A 17640-nucleotide genomic window follows, 5' to 3' on the forward strand; every position below is an offset into this window, starting at 1 on the left:
GGCGGGCGGCGCGGGGCGCATCAGCAGGGCTCGTACGCGCAACGTGTCGCCGGTCGCCACGGCCACCTCGTCGCCGGCGCGCAGCCGCACCCGTACCGCGCGCGGCAAGGCCGCGCCGCCGTCCAGCGACGGCTGCTCCAGCAGCACGCGCCGCCCCTGCGGCAGCTGTTCCACCATGCGCACCGTGCCGGTGACGATGGCGGCCCGCGACGGCACCTCCACCAGAGGCGGCGCGCGCGCGGTGGCGAGCTGGGCCGAGCCGAACCCGAGCGCCACCGCCGCGGCCGCCCAGCACGGCGCGCGCAGCCAGGGCCGGTACCCGGCCAGCCCGCCCAAGCCCAGGCACAGCACCAGCGCCACGGCACTGGCCCAGGCCGGCGGCTCGACCGTCAGGGTGAAATAGCCGGCCACGCCCGCCGCCATCAGCACCGGCAGCCACAGCGCGAAACGGCCACGCTCGGCCGCCGCCCAGGCGGCCACCCGCGCCGTCGCCGCCTGCGCCCGAAGCTGCCAGGCGGCGGGTGCGGTCGCGATCTGCTGCTGCATGGCCGTTACGCTACCCTGGCAGACCTCTCGCCGTCATGGTCCGTCATGCTAGAAGCCGCGCCTTCCCTGAGAGCATAGAGCATGACCGTCCGCACCCGTTTCGCCCCCAGCCCCACCGGCCTGCTGCATATCGGCGGCGCCCGGACCGCCCTGTTCAACTACCTGTTCAGCCGCCACCACGGCGGCCAGTTCCTGCTGCGCATCGAGGACACCGACCGGGAACGCAGCACCGCGCAGGCCACGCAGGTGATCCTGGACGGCCTTGCCTGGCTCGGCCTGACCCCGGACGAGCCGCCGGTCTACCAGTCCACGCGCCAGGCCCGGCACGCCGAGGTGGCGATGCAGATGCTGGAATCGGGCCACGCCTATCGCTGCTACTGCACGCCGGATGAGCTGAAGCAGATGCGCGAGCAGGCATTGGCCGAGGGCCGGCCGCCCCGCTACGACGGGCGCTGGCGCGACCGCGACCCCAAGGACGCGCCCCCCGGCGTGAAGCCCGCGATCCGCCTGAAAGCCCCGCGTGACGGCGAGACCGTGGTCGCCGACCTGGTGCAGGGCGACGTGCGCGTCGGCAACACGGAACTCGACGACATGATCATCCTGCGCAGCGACGGCACGCCGACCTACCTGCACGCGGTGGTGGTCGACGATCACGACATGGGCATCACCCATGTGGTCCGCGGCGACGACCACCTGACCAACACCTTCCGCCAGGTGCAGGTCTACGACGCAATGGGCTGGGACAAGCCGCATTTCGCCCACATCCCGCTGATCCATGGCGCCGACGGCGCCAAGCTGTCCAAGCGCCACGGCGCGGTGTCGGTGCTGGAGTTCCGCGAGGAGGGCTATCTGCCGGAGGCGCTGTGCAACTACCTGCTGCGCCTGGGCTGGGGCCATGGCGACGCCGAGATCCTGTCGCGCGAGGAGGCGATTGCGCTGTTCGACCTCGGCGGCGTCGGCCGCGCCGCCAGCCGCATGGACTACGCCAAGCTGACCCATGTGAACGGCATCTGGCTGCGCCGGGCCGATGACGACCGGCTGACCCAGGAGGTGCTGCAGCGGCTGGCCCACCGGCCGGAGCTGGCGCTGGGCACGGTCGCGGCGCACCGCATCCGCACCCTCATGCCTGGCCTGAAGGAGCGTGCGAAGACACTCGTGGACCTCGCGGATTCCGCGGCTTTCCTGGCGCACCCGCTGCCGCTGCCCATGGAGCCGAAGGCCGCCGCGCTTCTGACCGCCGAGAACCGGCTGATGCTGCGTGAGCTGGCGGCCGCCCTGGCCGGGACGGACTTCGGCCCGGAACGCATCGACGCCGCTTTGCGCGCGTTTGCCGAGACGCATGGCAGGAAGCTCGGCCAGGTGGCGCAGCCGCTGCGCGCCGCCGTCGCCGGCAGCACCGTGAGCCCGGGGATCGACATGACCCTGGCAGCGCTTGGCCGCGAAGAGGCGCTGGCCCGGATCGCTGCGGTATCGACCTGAGGGGTGCTGGCGGCGCGTCCACACCGCCGCTAAGGTCCGGCCCCGGACAGCCCCGGGACTCGGACCTTTGCACCACCGCAACCGCCATCTGCTGCAGATCGAGGGCATGCACCCGCCCCAGATCGACGCCATGCTCGACCTGGCCGAGAGCTATGTGCTGCTCAACCGGTCCGGCAAGACTCAGCGCGACCTGCTGCGCGGCCGCACCCTGATCAATTTGTTCTTCGAGGACAGCACCCGCACCCGCACCAGCTTCGAACTGGCAGGCAAGCGGCTGGGGGCGGACGTGATCAACATGTCCGTCTCCACCAGCAGCGTGAACAAGGGCGAGACGCTGCTCGACACCGCGGCCACGCTGAACGCGATGAACTGTGACCTGCTGGTGGTGCGCCACGACCAGTCCGGCGCACCCGCGCTGCTGGCACAGAAAGTGGACGCGGCGGTGATCAACGCCGGCGACGGCACCCACGAGCATCCCACCCAGGCATTGCTGGACGCGCTGACCATCCGCCGCCGCAAGGGGCGCTTGCAGGGGCTGACCATCGCCATCTGCGGCGACGTGCTGCACAGCCGCGTGGCCCGCAGCAACATCCACCTGCTGACGGCCATGGGCAGCCGGGTGCGCGTGGTCGGCCCGCCGACGCTGCTGCCGTCCAACGCCGAGAGGCTGGGCGTGGACGTGTTCCACGACATGAAATCCGGCCTGGACGGCGCCGATATCGTGATGATGCTGCGCCTGCAGCGGGAGCGGATGAACCGCAGCCTGATCCCCAGCTTTCGAGAATATTTCCGCTTCTATGGCCTTGATTCCGAAAAATTCGCCTATGCGAAGCCGGATGCCCTGGTGATGCATCCCGGCCCGATGAACCGCGGCGTGGAGATCGACAGCGCGGTGGCGGATCACCCTGAGCGCAGCGTCATCAAGGAGCAGGTGGAGATGGGCGTCGCGGTTCGCATGGCCGTGCTCGATATCCTGTCCCGGGCGAACCATCGCAATGACTGACCTCCTGTTCCGCAATGTCCGCCTGATCGACCCCGCCGCCGGCCTCGACCAGCCCGGGGAGTTGCTGGTGCGCGACGGGAAGATCGCCGATCTCGGCCCGTCGCTGGGCCAGCCGGACGGGGCCACGCTCATCGAGGGCGACGGCGCCGTGCTCTGCCCCGGCCTTGTCGACATGCGCGCCGAACTGGGCGAGCCCGGCGGCGAATACCGGGAAACCATCACATCGGCCGCCGAGGCCGCAGCGGCCGGCGGCATCACCACCCTGGCCGCACTGCCCGACACCCGCCCTACGATCGATGACCCGGCGCTGGTACGCCTGCTGCGGACCCGCGGCGAGGAGACGGGCAGCCTGACCATCCTGCCTTACGCCGCCGCCACGCGCGGCTGCCGCGGCGAGGAGATGGCCGAGATCGGCCTGCTGCACGAGGCCGGCGCGGTGGCCTTCACCGACGGCGCGCGGGCGATCGGCTCGGCGCGGATGATGCGGCTGATCCTGTCCTATGCCAGCGGCTTCGGCGCGCGCGTCGTCCAGCATCCCGAGGAGCCGAGCCTGGCCGAGGGGGGTGCCGCCACCCAGGGCGAGCTGGCGACGCGGCTGGGGCTGCCGGCGATTCCCGCCGCCGCCGAGGCGATCCTGGTGGCGCGCGATATCAGGCTGGCGCAGATGACCGGCGGCACCGTGCATTTCGCGCATGTCTCCACCGCCGAGGCGCTGGAGCTGATCCGCCGCGCCAAGGCGGACGGGCTGGCCGTCACCTGCGACACGGCGCCGCCCTATTTCGACCTGAACGAGACGGCGATCGGCAATTTCCGCACCTACGCCAAGCTGTCGCCGCCGCTGCGCCGCGAGGCCGACCGCCTCGCCGTCGCCGCGGCGCTGGCCGACGGCACCATCGACGCCATCGCCAGCGACCATCAGCCGCGCGACGCCGACGACAAGCGCCTGCCGTTCGCCCAGGCGGCGGCCGGCGGCGCCGGGCTCGCGACGTTGCTGGCGGTGACGCTGGTGCAGGTGCATGGCGGCACGCTGCCGCTGATCCAGGCGCTCGGCCTGCTGACCGTCCGCCCGGCGCGGCTGCTGGGCAGCGCGGCCGGCACCCTGGGCAAAGGCGTCGCCGCCGATCTGTGCCTGTTCCAGCCGGACCGCGCCTGGCAGGTGGAAGCCGGCGCCCTGCCCGGCAAGGCGCAGAACACGCCGTTCGATGGGCGCGCCCTGGAAGGCCGGGTCGTCGGCACCTGGAAGGCCGGACGCCGGGTGTTCGGCGCATGACGGGCATGGACCTCTCGACCTCGCTGGTGCTCGTGGCCGCCGCCGCCTACCTGATCGGCGCCATCCCGTTCGGCCTGCTGCTGACGCGCGCGGCCGGGCTGGGCGACATCCGCAAGGTGGGCTCGGGCAATATCGGCGCCACCAATGTGCTGCGGACCGGGCGCAAGGGCCTCGCCGCCGCGACGGTGCTGCTGGACGGCGCGAAAGGGGCCGCCGCCGTGCTGCTGGGCCAGGCGATCGCCGGGGTTCCCGGCGTGTTCGTGGCCGGGCTCGCCGCAGTCATCGGCCATCTGTTCCCGGTCTGGCTGCGCTTCCGCGGGGGCAAGGGGGTGGCCACCGGGTTCGGCGTGCTGATCGCCGCCAGCCCCCTGGTCGGCCTGCTGTCGGGTGCGGTCTGGATCGCCACCGCCGCCGTCACCCGCATCTCCTCGGCCAGTGCCCTGGCCGCCTTCGCCGCGGCGCCGATCCTGGCGTTTGCGCTGCATGCCCAGCAGCCCGTGCTGGGCCTCGCCTTGGCCGTGGCTGCCATGGTCTATCTGCGCCACCGCACCAACATCGAACGGTTGATCTCCGGGACCGAGCCCCGGATCGGCGCGGGGAAATAAGGCGCCGCCAAATGAGGGTCGACCCGGAACGCGACATGATCGACCGGTTGCGCCTCGCGCGCACGGACGGTGTCGGGCCGGTCGCCTATCGCCGCCTGCTGCGCCGCTTCGGCAGCGCCGCGGCCGCACTCGACGCCCTGCCCGGCCTCGCCCGCGCCGGCGGCCGGGCCACGCCGCCGGAAATCCCGCCGCCCGCTGTGGCGCTGCGCGAGATCGAGCGGGTGCGCAAGCTTGGCGCCCGGCTGCTGTTCCTGGACCGTTCAGACTACCCGCCGTTGCTGGCACTGCTGGACGACGCGCCGCCGGTGATCGCGGTGCTGGGCGACGCGTCGGCAACGGCGGCGCGATCGGTGGCGGTGGTGGGCAGCCGCAATGCGTCCGCCAATGGGCAGCGCATCGCCGAGAGCATGGCCGAGGAACTGGCCGCCGCCGGGTTGGTCGTCGTCTCCGGGCTCGCCCGCGGCATCGACGCCGCCGCCCATGCCGGCGCGCTGCACGCCGGCCGCACCGTCGCCTGCGTGGCCGGCGGCATCGATGTCGTCTACCCGTCCGAGAACGCCGCCCTGCAGGCCCGCATCGCCGCCGGCGGCGCCGTCGTCGCCGAGGCGCCGCCCGGCACCGCCCCGCAGGCGCGCCATTTCCCGCGCCGCAACCGCATCATCGCCGGCCTGTCGCTGGGCGTGGTGGTGGTGGAGGCGGCGCCCCGCTCCGGCAGCCTGATCACCGCGCGCCTCGCCGTCGAGGCCAACCGGGACGTGTTCGCAGTCCCCGGCTCGCCGCTGGATCCGCGCTGCCGCGGCTCCAACGGCCTGTTGCGCGAGGGCGCGGTGCTGGCCGAGACCGCGGCGGACGTGCTGGAACATTTGCGTGAGGGCATCTCGCGCTCGCCGCTGTTCGCCCGCGACGCGCCCCAGGGCCCGCCGCGCGGGCTTCGCGAGCCGCTCGCAGCCATCGATGAGCAGCCGGATATGGCGCCCGAAGAGCTCCTGCAGGCCCGGTCCGAGGTGCTGGGCCTGCTGGGCCCGGCACCCACAGCGGTTGACGATCTTATCCGGCGCTGCCAGTTCTCTGCGGCCGCCGTCATGTCCGTCCTGCTGGACCTGGAGATCGCGGGGCGAGTGGAGGCGTTGCCGGGCAACCGGGTTGCGCTGCTCGGAGAACCGGGGGTCTAGCCCCCACCCAATAGGATCAAATGTCGGACGTCGTTGTCGTCGAATCCCCCGCCAAGGCCAAGACAATCAACAAATATCTGGGCAGCGGTTATACCGTGCTGGCCAGCTTCGGGCATGTGCGCGACCTGCCGCCCAAGGATGGCAGCGTGCGGCCCGAACAGGATTTCGAGATGGACTGGGCCGCGGACGACCGTGGCAGCCGCCAGATCGCGGCCATCGCCAAGGCGCTGAAAGGGGCGAAAACCCTCTATCTCGCCACCGACCCGGATCGCGAGGGCGAGGCCATCTCGTGGCATGTGCGGGCCATGCTGGCTGACAGGCACGCGCTGAAGGGGGTGGATGTCCGCCGCATCACCTTCAACGAGATCACCCGCAACGCCGTCCGCTACGCCATCGCCCACCCCCGTGACCTCGATCAGCCGCTGATCGAGGCCTACATGGCCCGCCGCGCGCTGGACTACCTGGTCGGCTTCACCCTCTCGCCGGTGCTGTGGCGCAAGCTGCCGGGCAGCCGCAGCGCCGGGCGCGTGCAATCGGTGGCGCTGCGCCTGATCTGCGAGCGCGAGGCGGAGATCGAGGCGTTCCGGCCGCGCGAGTACTGGACCGTCGAGGCGCAGTTCACCACCCCCGCCGGCGCCCCGTTCACGGCGCGGCTGACGCATCTGGACGGGAAGAAGCTCGACCAGTTCGACCTCAACACCGCCGAACTGGCCAACCGCGCCAAGGCCGCCGTCGAGGCCGGCACCTTCACGGTGGCCGGCGTCGAGCGCCGCCGCGTCAAGCGCAACCCGCCGGCGCCGTTCACCACCTCCACCGTGCAGCAGGAAGCCTCGCGCAAGCTCGGCTTCGGCGCGCAGCAGACCATGCGCCTGGCGCAGGGGCTGTACGAAGGCGTGGACATCGACGGCGACACCGTCGGCCTGATCACCTACATGCGCACCGACGGCGTGCAGATGGCGCGCGAGGCGATTTCCGCCATCCGCGACCACGTGAAGGCCGAATACGGCACGCCCTACCTGCCCGGCGCCCCGCGCGAATACAGCAGCAAGGCCAAGAACGCCCAGGAGGCGCACGAGGCGATCCGTCCCACCGACGTGGCGCTGACCCCCGAGCGCGTCGCCCGCTACCTGAACCCGGACCAGCGCCGCCTCTACGAGCTGATCTGGAAGCGCGCCGTCGCCAGCCAGATGCAGTCGGCCGAGCTGGACCAGGTGACGGTGGAGATCGCCGATCCCGCGCGCCCCAAGGGCCCGCGCCTGCGCGCCACCGGCTCCATCCTCGCCTTCGACGGCTTCCTGAAGCTGTACCGCGAGGACAAGGACGACACCGCCGAGGGCGAGGCCGAGGACGAGAACCGCATGCTGCCACCGATGGCCGAGCGCGACCCGCTGCGCCGCGGCGAGGTGCTGGCCGACCAGCATTTCACCCAGCCGCCGCCGCGCTACTCGGAAGCCAGCCTGGTGAAGAAGATGGAGGAGCTGGGCATCGGCCGCCCCTCCACCTACGCCTCGATCCTGTCGGTGCTGCAGGACCGCAAATACGTGAAGCTGGACAAGCGCCGCTTCATGCCGGAGGACCGCGGCCGCCTGGTCACGGCGTTCCTGACCAGCTTCTTCGAACGCTATGTCGATACCGGCTTCACCGCCTCGCTGGAGGAGCAGCTCGACGACATCTCCGGCGGGCGGGCCGACTGGCGCGCGGTGATGCGGGCCTTCTGGGAGGAGTTCTCCCGCGCCGTCGACCAGACCAAGGACCTGAAGATCAGCGACGTGATCTCGGCACTCGACCAGGATCTCGGTCCGCACTTCTTCCCGCCGCGCGACGACGGCTCCGATCCGCGCAGCTGCCCGGCCTGCGGCAAGGGGCGGCTGGGGCTGAAGCTCGGCCGGCACGGCAGCTTCGTCGGCTGCTCGAACTACCCGAACTGCCAGTACACCCGCCGTCTCGGCATGGACGGGGGCGAGGAGGCGGGCGAGACGCTGAAGGAGGGCATGCGCGAGCTGGGCCACCATCCCGACACCGGCGAGCCCATCACCGTGCGCCGCGGCCCCTACGGCGTGTACGCCCAGCAGGGCGAGCAGGTGCCGGACAGCAAGACCAAGCCGCGCCGCACCAGCCTGCCGCGCGGCGTGGACGGCGACACGCTGACTCTGGAGCAGGCCCTGGGCCTGCTGTCGCTGCCGCGCAACGTCGGCACCCATCCGGAGACGAAAGAGCCGATCGAGGCCGGCATCGGCCGCTTCGGCCCCTATGTGAAGATGGGCGGCGTGTTCGCCTCGCTCGACAAGGACGACGACGTGCTGTCGGTCGGCCTCAACCGCGCCGTCGATGTGCTGGCCCGGAAGCTCGCAAGCGTCCGAACGCTGGGGCCGCACCCCGCCGACAAGGAGCCGGTGCTGGTGCGCAAGGGCCGGTTCGGCCCGTATGTGCAGCACGCCAACACGGTCGCCAACGTGCCGCGCGACGTGATGATGGACGACATCACCATCGCTCAGGCGGTGGCGCTGCTGGCCGAGAAGGGCAAGCAGCTGAAGCCGCGCGGCGGGCGCAAGGCTACGGCCAAGGCCGCGAAGGCCGCTCCGAAGACCGCGACCGAGACGGCGCCGAATAAGGCGGCCGCGCCGAAGAAGGCGCCGGCCAGGAAGGCGACGGCCGGCAAGGCCGCGCCGAAGAAGGCCGCGCCAACGAAGGCGGCGGCCAGGAAGCCGGCGGCGAAAAAACCCGCCGCGAAGAAGCCGGCCGCAAGAAAGTCTGCGGCCCCGGGGGCTTCCGACAAGGCAGCCGGATAGAATGCCGCGCAAGCGCCGCCCGGAAACCCCCTCCGGCGGACTGCCTGGGCGCGACGAGATTCGCCGTTTCATCCGCGACGCCCCGGGACGTGTGGGCAAGCGCGAGATCAGCCGGCATTTCGGCCTCGGCCCCGAGCATCGGGTCGCCCTGCGCGCCCTGCTGAAGGAACTGGCCGGCGACGGCCACGTGGCGCCGGCCGGCCATCGCCGCTTCGCCGCCCCGGGCCGCCTGCCCGACGCCATGGTGGTGCAAGTGACTGGCACCGACCCTGATGGTGACGCCGTGGCCCGCCCTGTGGGCTGGGAGGGCGAGGGTCCGCCGCCCACCGTCTTCATGGCGCCCGAGCCGCGCGGCCGCCCCGCCCTCGCCCCGGGCGAACGGGTGCTGGCGCGGCTGCGCCCGATCGGCGCCGGGAAATACGAAGGGCGCACGCTCAAGCGCCTGTCGGAGGCGCCCGGACGCATTCTCGGCGTGTACCGCCCCGGCCCGGGCGGCGACAGGCTGGTGCCCACCGACAAGCGGGCCAAGGCGGAATGGGTCATCCCGCCCGGCGAGGCCGACGGCGCCGAGGCCGGCGAGATCGTGCTCGCCGCCCCCCTGCCCTCCACCGGCTACGGCCTGAAACAGGCGCGCATCGTCGAGCGCCTGGGCAACATGGGCGACGCCCGCTCGGTCTCGCTGGTGGTGATCCACACCCACGACATCCCCACCGTGTTCACCGACGCCGCGTTGCAGGAGGCGCAGCGGGCGCGCGGCGTCGCCGTGCAGGGCCGCACCGACCTGCGCCAGCTCCCGCTGGTCACCATCGACGGCGAGGACGCGCGCGATTTCGACGACGCCGTGTACGCCGAGCCCGACGCCAGCGGCACCAACCCCGGCGGCTTCCGCCTGTACGTCGCCATCGCCGACGTTTCGCATTATGTCCGCCCCGGCTCGGCGCTGGACCGTGCCTCCTGGACCCGCGGCAACTCCTGCTACTTCCCCGACCGCGTCGTGCCGATGCTGCCGGAAGCCCTGTCCAATGGCTGGTGCAGCCTGCGCCCGGACGAGGACCGGGGCTGCCTGTTCGTGGAAATGACCATCGGCGCCGATGGCCGAAAGCTGGCGCACCGTTTCGGCCGCGGGCTGATGCGCAGCGCCGCGCGGCTGACCTACGAGCAGGTGCAGGCCGCCGAGGACCGCGGCGACGGCCTGGACCTGCCGCTGCCGGCACTCTACGCCGCCTTTCGTGCCCTGCTGGCCGCCCGCAACGCGCGCGGCACGCTCGACCTCGACCTGCCGGAACGCAAGGTGGTGCTGGACGACGAAGGGCGCGTCGCCGCCGTCGCCCCGCGCCCGCGCCTGGACAGCCACCGGCTGATCGAGGAGTTCATGGTGCTGGCCAATGTCTGCGCCGCCGAGGAGCTGGAGCGGCTGCGCCAGCCTTGCGTCTATCGCGTCCACGCCCCGCCCTCCGAGGAGAAGCTCGAGAACCTGCGCATGTTCCTGCGCGGCTTCGACATCAGCCTGCCGCCCGGCAACCAGATCCATCCGCGCGACCTCGACCGCGTGCTGAAGCAGGTGGCCGGGACCGAGGAGGCGATCCTGGTGAACGAGGTGGTGCTGCGCAGCCAGATGCAGGCCGCCTACGACATCGAGAACATCGGTCATTTCGGCCTCGCACTGTCCCGCTACGCGCATTTCACCAGCCCGATCCGCCGCTACGCCGATCTGCTGGTGCACCGCGCGCTCATCGCCGGCCTGCGACTCGGCGCCGGCGCGCTGGCGGAGGAGGAGGTTTCCCGCCTTCCCGACACCTGCGAGCACATCACGGCGACGGAACGGCGGGCTGCGCTGGCCGAACGCGACGCGATCGACCGCTATCTTGCGGTGTTTATGGCCGACAAGGTCGGTTCCAGCTTCGCCGCACGCATTTCCGGCGTGACCCGCTTCGGACTTTTCGTCACAGTCGCGGGCAGCGGAGCCAGCGGACTCGTGCCTGTGTCGACACTTCCCGATGATTTCTGGATGCATGACGAAGCGTCGCAGACGCTGTCCGGACGCCGCACCCGCCTGACATTCCGCCTGGCGCAGGAAGTGGAGGTACGGTTGGCCGAGGCGAGCCCCGTGACCGGGGGCCTCGTGTTCCACATCATGCAGGGCATTCCGGGCCGTCCGCCCCGCGCGGCTTCCGGCGCGCCACGCGTTCAAGTACGGGGGCGCTCGCGCCAGAGGTGAGAAAAGCCGGCCTCCTGCTGCTGCTCATCCTCGCCGTGCCGGTCAACGCCTCGCCGTTCCTGATCGACATCGCCTGGGCCGATCCGCCCACCTTGGCCCGCCCGCTGCTGAACCAGCCGCTGGTGGCGCAGGTGACCGCGACGGCGCTCGTCTTCATGGCCCCACGCACGCTGGAGGAGGTCCCAGTGCCGCAAATGGCGCTGTGGGGCCTGCGCGGTGTCGCCGCGCTCGATCCGCGGCTGCTCGCCGACCTGAAAGGCGGCGGCAAGTCCGATGGCACGCTGGTGCTCAGCGGGCCGTCCGGGCGCGTGCTGCTGTCGCGTCCGGCGCCGCCCGCGACCGACGCCACCGCCTGGGGCGAGGCCATCGCCCAGGTCATACGCGCCGCCTGGGACGCCTCCGACCAGGTGCGCCACGCCGGCACCCAGGGCATCATCCGCAGCTTCTTCGATGAGCTGTTCAACCACATGGACCCGTATTCCCGCTATTCCCCGCCCAGGGAGGCGGAAGCGGACCGGGTTCGCCGCGCCGGCCGCGCCGGCGTCGGGCTGGACGTCGCCTATCGCGGCGGCGGCTTCGTGGTGGCCGGCGTCCAGGCCGGCAGCCCCGCCGCCCAGGCCGGCATCCGGCCGGGCGAGCGCCTGCTGGCGGTGGACGGCGCGTCCACCCAGGGGGCGGATCTTCAGGCCGTCGCCGCGCTGCTGGCCGGACCCGAGCGCACGCATGTAATCCTGACCCTGCGCGGCCGCGACGACCGCACCCGCAGCGTGGAGCTGGAGCGCAGCCTGATCCCGCCGGAGACCGTGTTCGTCCAGCGCGCCGGCGACCTGCTGGTGCTGCGGATCACCGGTTTCAGCCGCAACACCGGCTCCCGCCTGGCGCAGGAGCTGATTCGCGGCGTCTCCGACCCGTCGCCGCCACGCGGGGTCGTGATCGATCTGCGCGGCAACCGCGGCGGCGTGCTGCAGCAGGCCGTGGCCGCCGCTGCCATGCTGCAGGCCGATGGCGTCGTGGCGGTGACGGCGGGGCGCGATCCCGATGCGGCGCATGTGTTCCTGGCCGACGGCAAGGACCTTGCCCGCTTCCTGCCGGTAGTGGTGCTGGTCGATGGCGGCTCGGCCAGCGCGGCGGAGATCCTTGCCGCATCGCTGGCCGACCAGCGCCGCGCGGTGGTCGTGGGCAGCGCCACGCTGGGCAAGGGGCTGGTGCAGACCATCACCGCCCTGCCCGACGGCGGCGAGCTGCTGGTGACCTGGAGCCGCGTGCTGGCGCCGCTGGGCTGGCCGCTGCAGAGCCTGGGCGTGCTGCCGCAGGTATGCACCAGCCTGGGGCAGGAGGTGCTGAACCGCCAGCTCGCCACCCTGGCCCGCGGCATCCAGCCGATGGCCGCCGCCCTCGCCCGCCATCGTGCCGCCCGCCCGCCATTGCCGCCCGCCGAGGCCCTGGAGATCCGCGCCGCCTGCCCGGCCGCCCTGGGCGGCGAGGCGGACCTGGCCGCTGCCCGCACCCTGATCGACAGCCCGGCGGCGTATGCCGCGGCCCTGCTGGCGCTGCCGCCGGGCGGCCCTGCGCGGCTGCCGGCACCGCAAAGCTTGACGCCGACGGCCCCGGTGAGCAATTAAGCCGCTCTGCCGGCTGCGCATCCGCAGCCTCATGCCTGCCTTATGCTCCCCGGGAACCAATCATGGCCAAGTCGAACACCATCCAGATCAAGCTCGTGTCCACCGCGGACACCGGGTATTTCTACGTGACCAAGAAGAACGCCCGCGCCCAGACCGGCAAGCTGGAGCTGCAGAAATACGACCCCGTCGCGCGCAAGCACGTGACGTTCAAGGAAGCCAAGATCAAGTAGGCGCCCGCCCGGGCCTCCCGGGCGGCACATTCGCCGCTTTTGCTTCGGCTTACCTTCGTCGCCGCGCCGTCAGGGCGCGGCGATTTCGCTTCGGTTTCGCCCCGCCCGTTTCGCCTGGTACAGCGCCTGGTCGGCCGCGTGCAGAAGCTGCTCGGCCGTGACCGGTTCGCCATTGCTGCACGACACGCCGATGCTCACGCTCAGCGCGTGGGCGATACCCGGCTCGGGCGCGAAAGGCAGCTCCGCGATGGCGCTGCGCAGCCGCTCTGCCGCAATGGCTGCTTCCTGCGGGCCGGTCCCCGGCATCACCACCACGAACTCCTCGCCGCCGTAGCGGGCGATCGAGTCGAACACGCGGATGCGCCGGCGCAACGCCTCGGCGATGCTGCGCAGCGCCTGGTCGCCGACGGGGTGGCCCCAGCGATCATTGACCGACTTGAAATTGTCCACGTCGATCATCATCACCGCGATCCCGTTCGGCTGCCCGGCGCCGATCAGGCTGCGCAAATGGCGCATCAGATAGCGCTGGTTGTAGAAGCCGGTCAGCGGATCGGTCAGCGCCATCTCCAGCGCATGGCCCAGGTCGGCGCGCAGCCGGTCCTGGTAGAACTTGCGGCGGATCTGGTTGCGCGCGCGGACGCGCAATTCGTTCTCGTCCACCGGGCGCACCAGCCAGTCATTGGCTCCGAGGTCGAAGCCGCGGAGGATTCGGCTCTTCTGCTCGGGATCGGCGATCAGCAGCATGGGAATGTTATGGGTCTCGTCGGCCGCGCGCAGACGCGAGGCGAGCCGAAGCGGATCCTCGGCGGTCAGCGACAGGCTTAGCACCACCAGGTCGAACGGCATTGCCGCGGTCAGTTGCAGCGCCGCGCTCTCGCTGCCGGCGCGCCCGCTCACGATGCCTTCGCGCGCTAGGGCATCCTGCGCCTGTTGCAGCCCGGACTCCCGGTCATCCACCAGCAGGGCGCGGGCGCCGGCCACCGAGGGCGGGCTGAACGTTTCGCCGGTCAGGCCCAGGGCGCGGGCGGTCTCGCCGCGCATGCGCCACTCGTCGAGCAGCCGCTTCAGCCGCACCAGCGACTTCACCCGTGCCAGCAGGGTGTCGTAGTCCACCGGCTTGGTCAGGAAATCGTCCGCCCCGACCTCCAGCCCACGCACGCGTTCGCCAGGCTCGCTGAGTGCCGTGATCATCACCACGGGGATGTGGAGGGTCTTCGGATCCTCCTTCAGGCGCCGGCAGGTCTCGTAGCCGTCGAGCTCCGGCATCATCACGTCCAGCAGGACGAGGTCCGGCTGCCAGCTTGCGGCCAGGTGGAGCGCCTGGAACCCGTCATGGGCCACCGACACCTGGTAGTACTCGGCCCCCAGCTTCGCTTCCAGCAGGCGGGTGTTGGCGGGAACATCGTCAACGATGAGGATTCGGGCGGTCATCGGCGCCTGATCATGCCTTCCAGGTATTGGTCCAGACGCAAGCCTCGCAGGCATGCCGCAGCGGCACAGCCGGCTCAGGAACACGATACCGTGTGCGGGCGTGCCGCGAAAGCACGGCGCAGCAACGGGTTTTGCGCCGCACCCGCCTTTCCCATGTGCTGGCTTTGCGCTAGCAACATCGGTGGCAGAGGCACACTATTCGCAAGCACAAGTGACAGAAATATGACAAACGCGATGAATACACGCCGGCGAAATGCAGAACCCGCGAGCATCGATAGTCGGCCGGATACATCCGATCCCTGGATGTTCTTCCGCAAATGGATCGCGAACCCGCTGCAGATGGGGTCGGTCGTGCCGTCGTCTCCGGCGCTGTGCCGCCGTGTCGTGGCCCAGTCGCGTTGCGGGGGCGACGAGGCGGTGATCGAGCTGGGCGCCGGCACCGGCGTGATCTCGCGGGCACTGCTCGAGGCCGGCCTTGAGCCCGAGCGCCTGTTCGTCGTGGAGATCGTGCCGGACATGGCCGCCCATCTGCGCCGCGTGCTGCCGGGCGCCAACGTGATCGAGGGCGACGCGCGCCGCCTGCCCGAGCTGCTGCCGTCCCGCTGGCACGGCCGTATCGGCACGGTGGTGTGCGGCATACCGCTGGTGCTGCTGCCGCTGACCCAGCAGCGCCGCTTCATCGACGCCATTGAGGCGGTGGCGCCGGGCCGGGGCTTCCTGCACTACAGCTATTGCGCCACCTCGCCGCTGCCGTGGCGCAAGCACCGGCTGACGGCGCGGCGCGAGGCCTGGACGCCCCTGAACCTCCCGCCGGCAAGTGTCTGGCGCTACACCCCGGCCGCCGCATAGCCCTCTATCGGATTCCTATGCCGCACGAGGGCGTTGCCCGTCGCATTCCTATGGGCCCTGCACGAATTCTCCAGCGCCACTTCGGCGAGGAAAATCATGCTGGAGACCCTGATCCTGACGGCCGACATCGCAGCCGCCGCCCTGTTCCTCGCCTGCGCCGACACCAGGCGGCGCAGGCGCCTGGTGCGCCTGTTCGGGCGCCGGTGACGGCCATGGCGCCGTAATCCGGAACATCCTGGAAAAGGAGGCTCATGATGGAACGGCACAACACCCCCGTGCTGCGCTGGGTGGTCATCGTGTCGGCCATCTGGATCGGCGTGGCGGTGGTGCGGGGGGTGACCTATGCCCTCACCACCGCCGCCGGATCGCCGGCGCAATTGGTGGAGCGCTAGCGTGCGGCGAACTGCGTCTTGCCGAACAGCACCTCGCGTTCGGCATCGGTCATCGAGCCACGACGCTGGTTCTCGCTGAGCACGGCGACCCCGCGCTGCACCGCCGGGCGGGCGTCGACCATGTCGAACCAGCGCTTCAGGTTCGGATACTCGGCCATGTCGATGTTGCGGCGCTCCGGGAAGCGCAGCCAGGGATAGGTGATGATGTCGGCGATCGAATACGCATCGCCGGCCAGGTACTCGACCTGCGACAGCCGCTTGTCCAGCACGCCGTGCAGGCGCCTGACTTCGTTCTGGTAGCGTTCGATCGCGTACGGGATCTTCTCCGGCGCGTAGTTGGCGAAATGGCCGAACTGGCCGAACATCGGGCCGATGCCGCCCATCTGGAACATCAGCCATTCCAGGCATTTGTAGCGCGCATGCGCATCCTTGGGGATCAGCTTGCCGGCCTTCTCCGCCAGGTAGATCAGGATCGCGCCGGACTCGAACAGGGTGATCTGCTTGCCGCCAGGTCCGTCGGGATCGACGATGGCGGGAATGCGGTGGTTCGGCGTGATGGCCAGGAACTCGGGCTTGAACTGGTCGCCCTTGCCGATGTCCACGGGAACGACCGTGTAGGGCAGCCCCAGCTCCTCCAGCGCGATGTGCACCTTGTGTCCGTTGGGGGTGGGCCAGCTATAGGCCTTGATCATCGCGCTCTCCCTCTTGCTCGCGTGCCGCCTATGTGGGGTGTCAGGCGTTTCCCGCCAGGTAGTCGATCGCCGCCTGCGCGCCGCCCGCACGGTGCGGCACACCGGCGGCGCGCAGCCCCATCTCGATGCCGCCCAGGGTTCCGATCAGCTGCAGGTCGGAGAGATCGCCGAGATGGCCGATGCGGAACACCCGGTCCTTCAACTGGCCCAGGCCGTTGCCCAGGCTCATGTTGTATTTCTCCAGGATCACCGCGCGCAGCCTGTCCGCACTATGCCCCTCCGGCACCCGCACCGCGGTGAGCGACGAGGAATAGTGGCGCGGATCGGCGCATTGCACCTCCAGCCCCCAGGCGCGCACGGCGCGGCGCGTGGCCTCGGCGTGGCGGTCGTGGCGGGCGAACACGTTCACCAGCCCCTCCTCCAGCAGCATCTTCACCGCGGCGTCGAGGCCGTAGAGCAGGTTCGTTCCGGGGGTGTAGGGAAAATATCCGGTCTCGTTCGCCGCCAGCATCGGCCGCCAGTCCCAGTAGCTGCGCGGCAGCTTCGCCGACTCCGCGGCCTTCAGGGCCTTGGCGCTGACGGCGTTGAAGCTCAGCCCGGGCGGCAGCATCAGCCCCTTCTGCGATCCCGCCACGGTCACGTCCACACCCCAGGCATCATGGCGGTAGTCGATGCTGGCGAGCGAAGAGATCGTATCGACCAGCAGCAGCGCCGGATGCCGCGCCGCGTCCATGGCCGCGCGCACCTCGTCGATGCGGCTGGTGCAGCCGGTGGAGGTCTCGTTGTGCACCACGCACACCGCCTTGATGCGGTGCGCCGTATCCTTCGCCAGCGCCGCGCCGATCGCGTCCACATCGGCGCCGCGGCGCCAGTCGGTGTCGATGAACTGCGGCACCAGTTGCAGCCGCACGGCCATCTCCTGCCAGAGGCTCGCGAACCAGCCGGTGCGGCACATCAGCACGGCGTCGCCGGGCGACAGCGTGTTGGTCAGCGCCGCCTCCCACGCGCCGGTGCCGGAGGCTGGGTAGATCACCACGGGGCCCTCGGTCTGGAACACGCGGCGCAGATTGGCCAGGATCTCCAGGCCCAGCCGGCCGAAATCGGGGCCGCGATGGTCCATGGTCGGGTTGTCCATGGCGCGCAGCACCCGGTCGGGCACGTTGGTGGGCCCGGGGATCTGCAGGAAATGGCGGCCGGGTGCACGCGACGTCTCGTAATAGGCCATGGGGTCCTCCTGTCCGGCCGGACAATGCCCCGGCCCGGACGGGCTTGCCAATGAATTGGCCTTCTCCGATCAAGCACGAGAATCAATCGGACAGGCCCGCCCCCCTTGCCTATCCTG

At 71.0% G+C, this 17640-nt stretch carries 15 protein-coding genes; 11 read left to right on the forward strand and 4 right to left on the reverse strand.

What is annotated here, in order from left to right:
* A partial coding sequence (locus tag OL599_RS14035; protein ID WP_264714421.1) for a DUF4131 domain-containing protein occupies positions 1 to 546 on the reverse strand: 546 nt, incomplete at its 3' end.
* A gap of 81 nt (positions 547 to 627) precedes the next feature.
* Between OL599_RS14035 and gltX the strand changes: the two genes are divergently transcribed.
* From gltX to rpmG, 9 genes are all read left to right on the forward strand, one after another.
* Positions 628 to 2025 carry a glutamate--tRNA ligase gene (gene gltX / locus OL599_RS14040; protein ID WP_264714422.1) on the forward strand — a complete coding sequence of 466 codons (1398 nt, stop codon included), beginning with the start codon at positions 628 to 630 and terminating at the stop codon, positions 2023 to 2025.
* Positions 2026 to 2131: 106 nt separating this feature from the next.
* A complete protein-coding gene (locus OL599_RS14045; RefSeq protein WP_408886941.1) occupies positions 2132 to 3028 on the forward strand; it encodes an aspartate carbamoyltransferase catalytic subunit in 897 nt (298 codons plus the stop codon).
* Positions 3021 to 4298, forward strand: coding sequence for a dihydroorotase (locus OL599_RS14050; RefSeq protein WP_264714424.1), 1278 nt, complete (start codon positions 3021 to 3023; stop codon positions 4296 to 4298). Before OL599_RS14045 ends, OL599_RS14050 begins: the two co-directional genes overlap by 8 nt.
* A gap of 5 nt (positions 4299 to 4303) precedes the next feature.
* Entirely contained in the window at positions 4304 to 4903 is a 600-nt protein-coding gene (plsY, locus tag OL599_RS14055; RefSeq protein ID WP_264714425.1) for a glycerol-3-phosphate 1-O-acyltransferase PlsY, read from the forward strand.
* 11 nt (positions 4904 to 4914) lie between these two features.
* Complete coding sequence (gene dprA, locus OL599_RS14060) at positions 4915 to 6075, forward strand: DNA-processing protein DprA (RefSeq protein ID WP_264714426.1); 1161 nt, start codon at positions 4915 to 4917, stop codon at positions 6073 to 6075.
* 20 nt (positions 6076 to 6095) lie between these two features.
* Complete coding sequence (gene topA / locus OL599_RS14065; RefSeq protein WP_264714427.1) at positions 6096 to 8864, forward strand: type I DNA topoisomerase; 2769 nt, start codon at positions 6096 to 6098, stop codon at positions 8862 to 8864.
* Between the two features lies 1 nt (position 8865).
* Positions 8866 to 11082 (forward strand): ribonuclease R, encoded by a 2217-nt coding sequence (rnr, locus tag OL599_RS14070; RefSeq protein ID WP_264714428.1) that lies wholly within the window; start codon positions 8866 to 8868, stop codon positions 11080 to 11082.
* Positions 11079 to 12704: a S41 family peptidase gene (locus tag OL599_RS14075; RefSeq protein ID WP_264714429.1), complete on the forward strand. Its 1626-nt coding sequence runs from the start codon at positions 11079 to 11081 to the stop codon at positions 12702 to 12704. The genes rnr and OL599_RS14075 overlap by 4 nt, the downstream gene beginning before the upstream one ends.
* A gap of 62 nt (positions 12705 to 12766) precedes the next feature.
* On the forward strand, positions 12767 to 12934 hold the full coding sequence (gene rpmG, locus OL599_RS14080; protein ID WP_264714430.1) for a 50S ribosomal protein L33: 168 nt from the start codon (positions 12767 to 12769) through the stop codon (positions 12932 to 12934).
* Between the two features lie 69 nt (positions 12935 to 13003).
* Here rpmG and OL599_RS14085 read toward each other — a convergent pair whose 3' ends face one another.
* Positions 13004 to 14365: a PleD family two-component system response regulator gene (locus tag OL599_RS14085; RefSeq protein ID WP_264714432.1), complete on the reverse strand. Its 1362-nt coding sequence runs from the start codon at positions 14363 to 14365 to the stop codon at positions 13004 to 13006.
* 303 nt (positions 14366 to 14668) lie between these two features.
* Here OL599_RS14085 and OL599_RS14090 point away from each other — a divergent pair, with 303 nt between their 5' ends.
* Both OL599_RS14090 and OL599_RS14095 read left to right on the forward strand, forming a co-directional pair.
* Positions 14669 to 15214, forward strand: a complete 546-nt coding sequence (locus OL599_RS14090; protein ID WP_264714434.1) for a class I SAM-dependent methyltransferase — start codon at positions 14669 to 14671, stop codon at positions 15212 to 15214.
* A gap of 254 nt (positions 15215 to 15468) precedes the next feature.
* The gene (locus OL599_RS14095) at positions 15469 to 15606 is read left to right on the forward strand and encodes a hypothetical protein (protein ID WP_264714435.1); all 138 of its coding nucleotides are present in this window, start codon (positions 15469 to 15471) and stop codon (positions 15604 to 15606) included.
* Here OL599_RS14095 and OL599_RS14100 read toward each other — a convergent pair.
* Both OL599_RS14100 and OL599_RS14105 read right to left on the reverse strand, forming a co-directional pair.
* The gene (locus OL599_RS14100; RefSeq protein WP_264714436.1) at positions 15603 to 16298 is read right to left on the reverse strand and encodes a glutathione S-transferase family protein; all 696 of its coding nucleotides are present in this window, start codon (positions 16296 to 16298) and stop codon (positions 15603 to 15605) included. The genes OL599_RS14095 and OL599_RS14100 overlap by 4 nt on opposite strands.
* Before the next feature lie 40 nt (positions 16299 to 16338).
* Positions 16339 to 17523, reverse strand: coding sequence for a pyridoxal-phosphate-dependent aminotransferase family protein (locus OL599_RS14105; RefSeq protein WP_264714437.1), 1185 nt, complete (start codon positions 17521 to 17523; stop codon positions 16339 to 16341).
* Positions 17524 to 17640: the final 117 nt, after the last annotated feature.

The sequence above is a fragment of the Limobrevibacterium gyesilva genome, assembly GCF_025989185.1.
Lineage (GTDB): Bacteria > Pseudomonadota > Alphaproteobacteria > Acetobacterales > Acetobacteraceae > Limobrevibacterium > Limobrevibacterium gyesilva.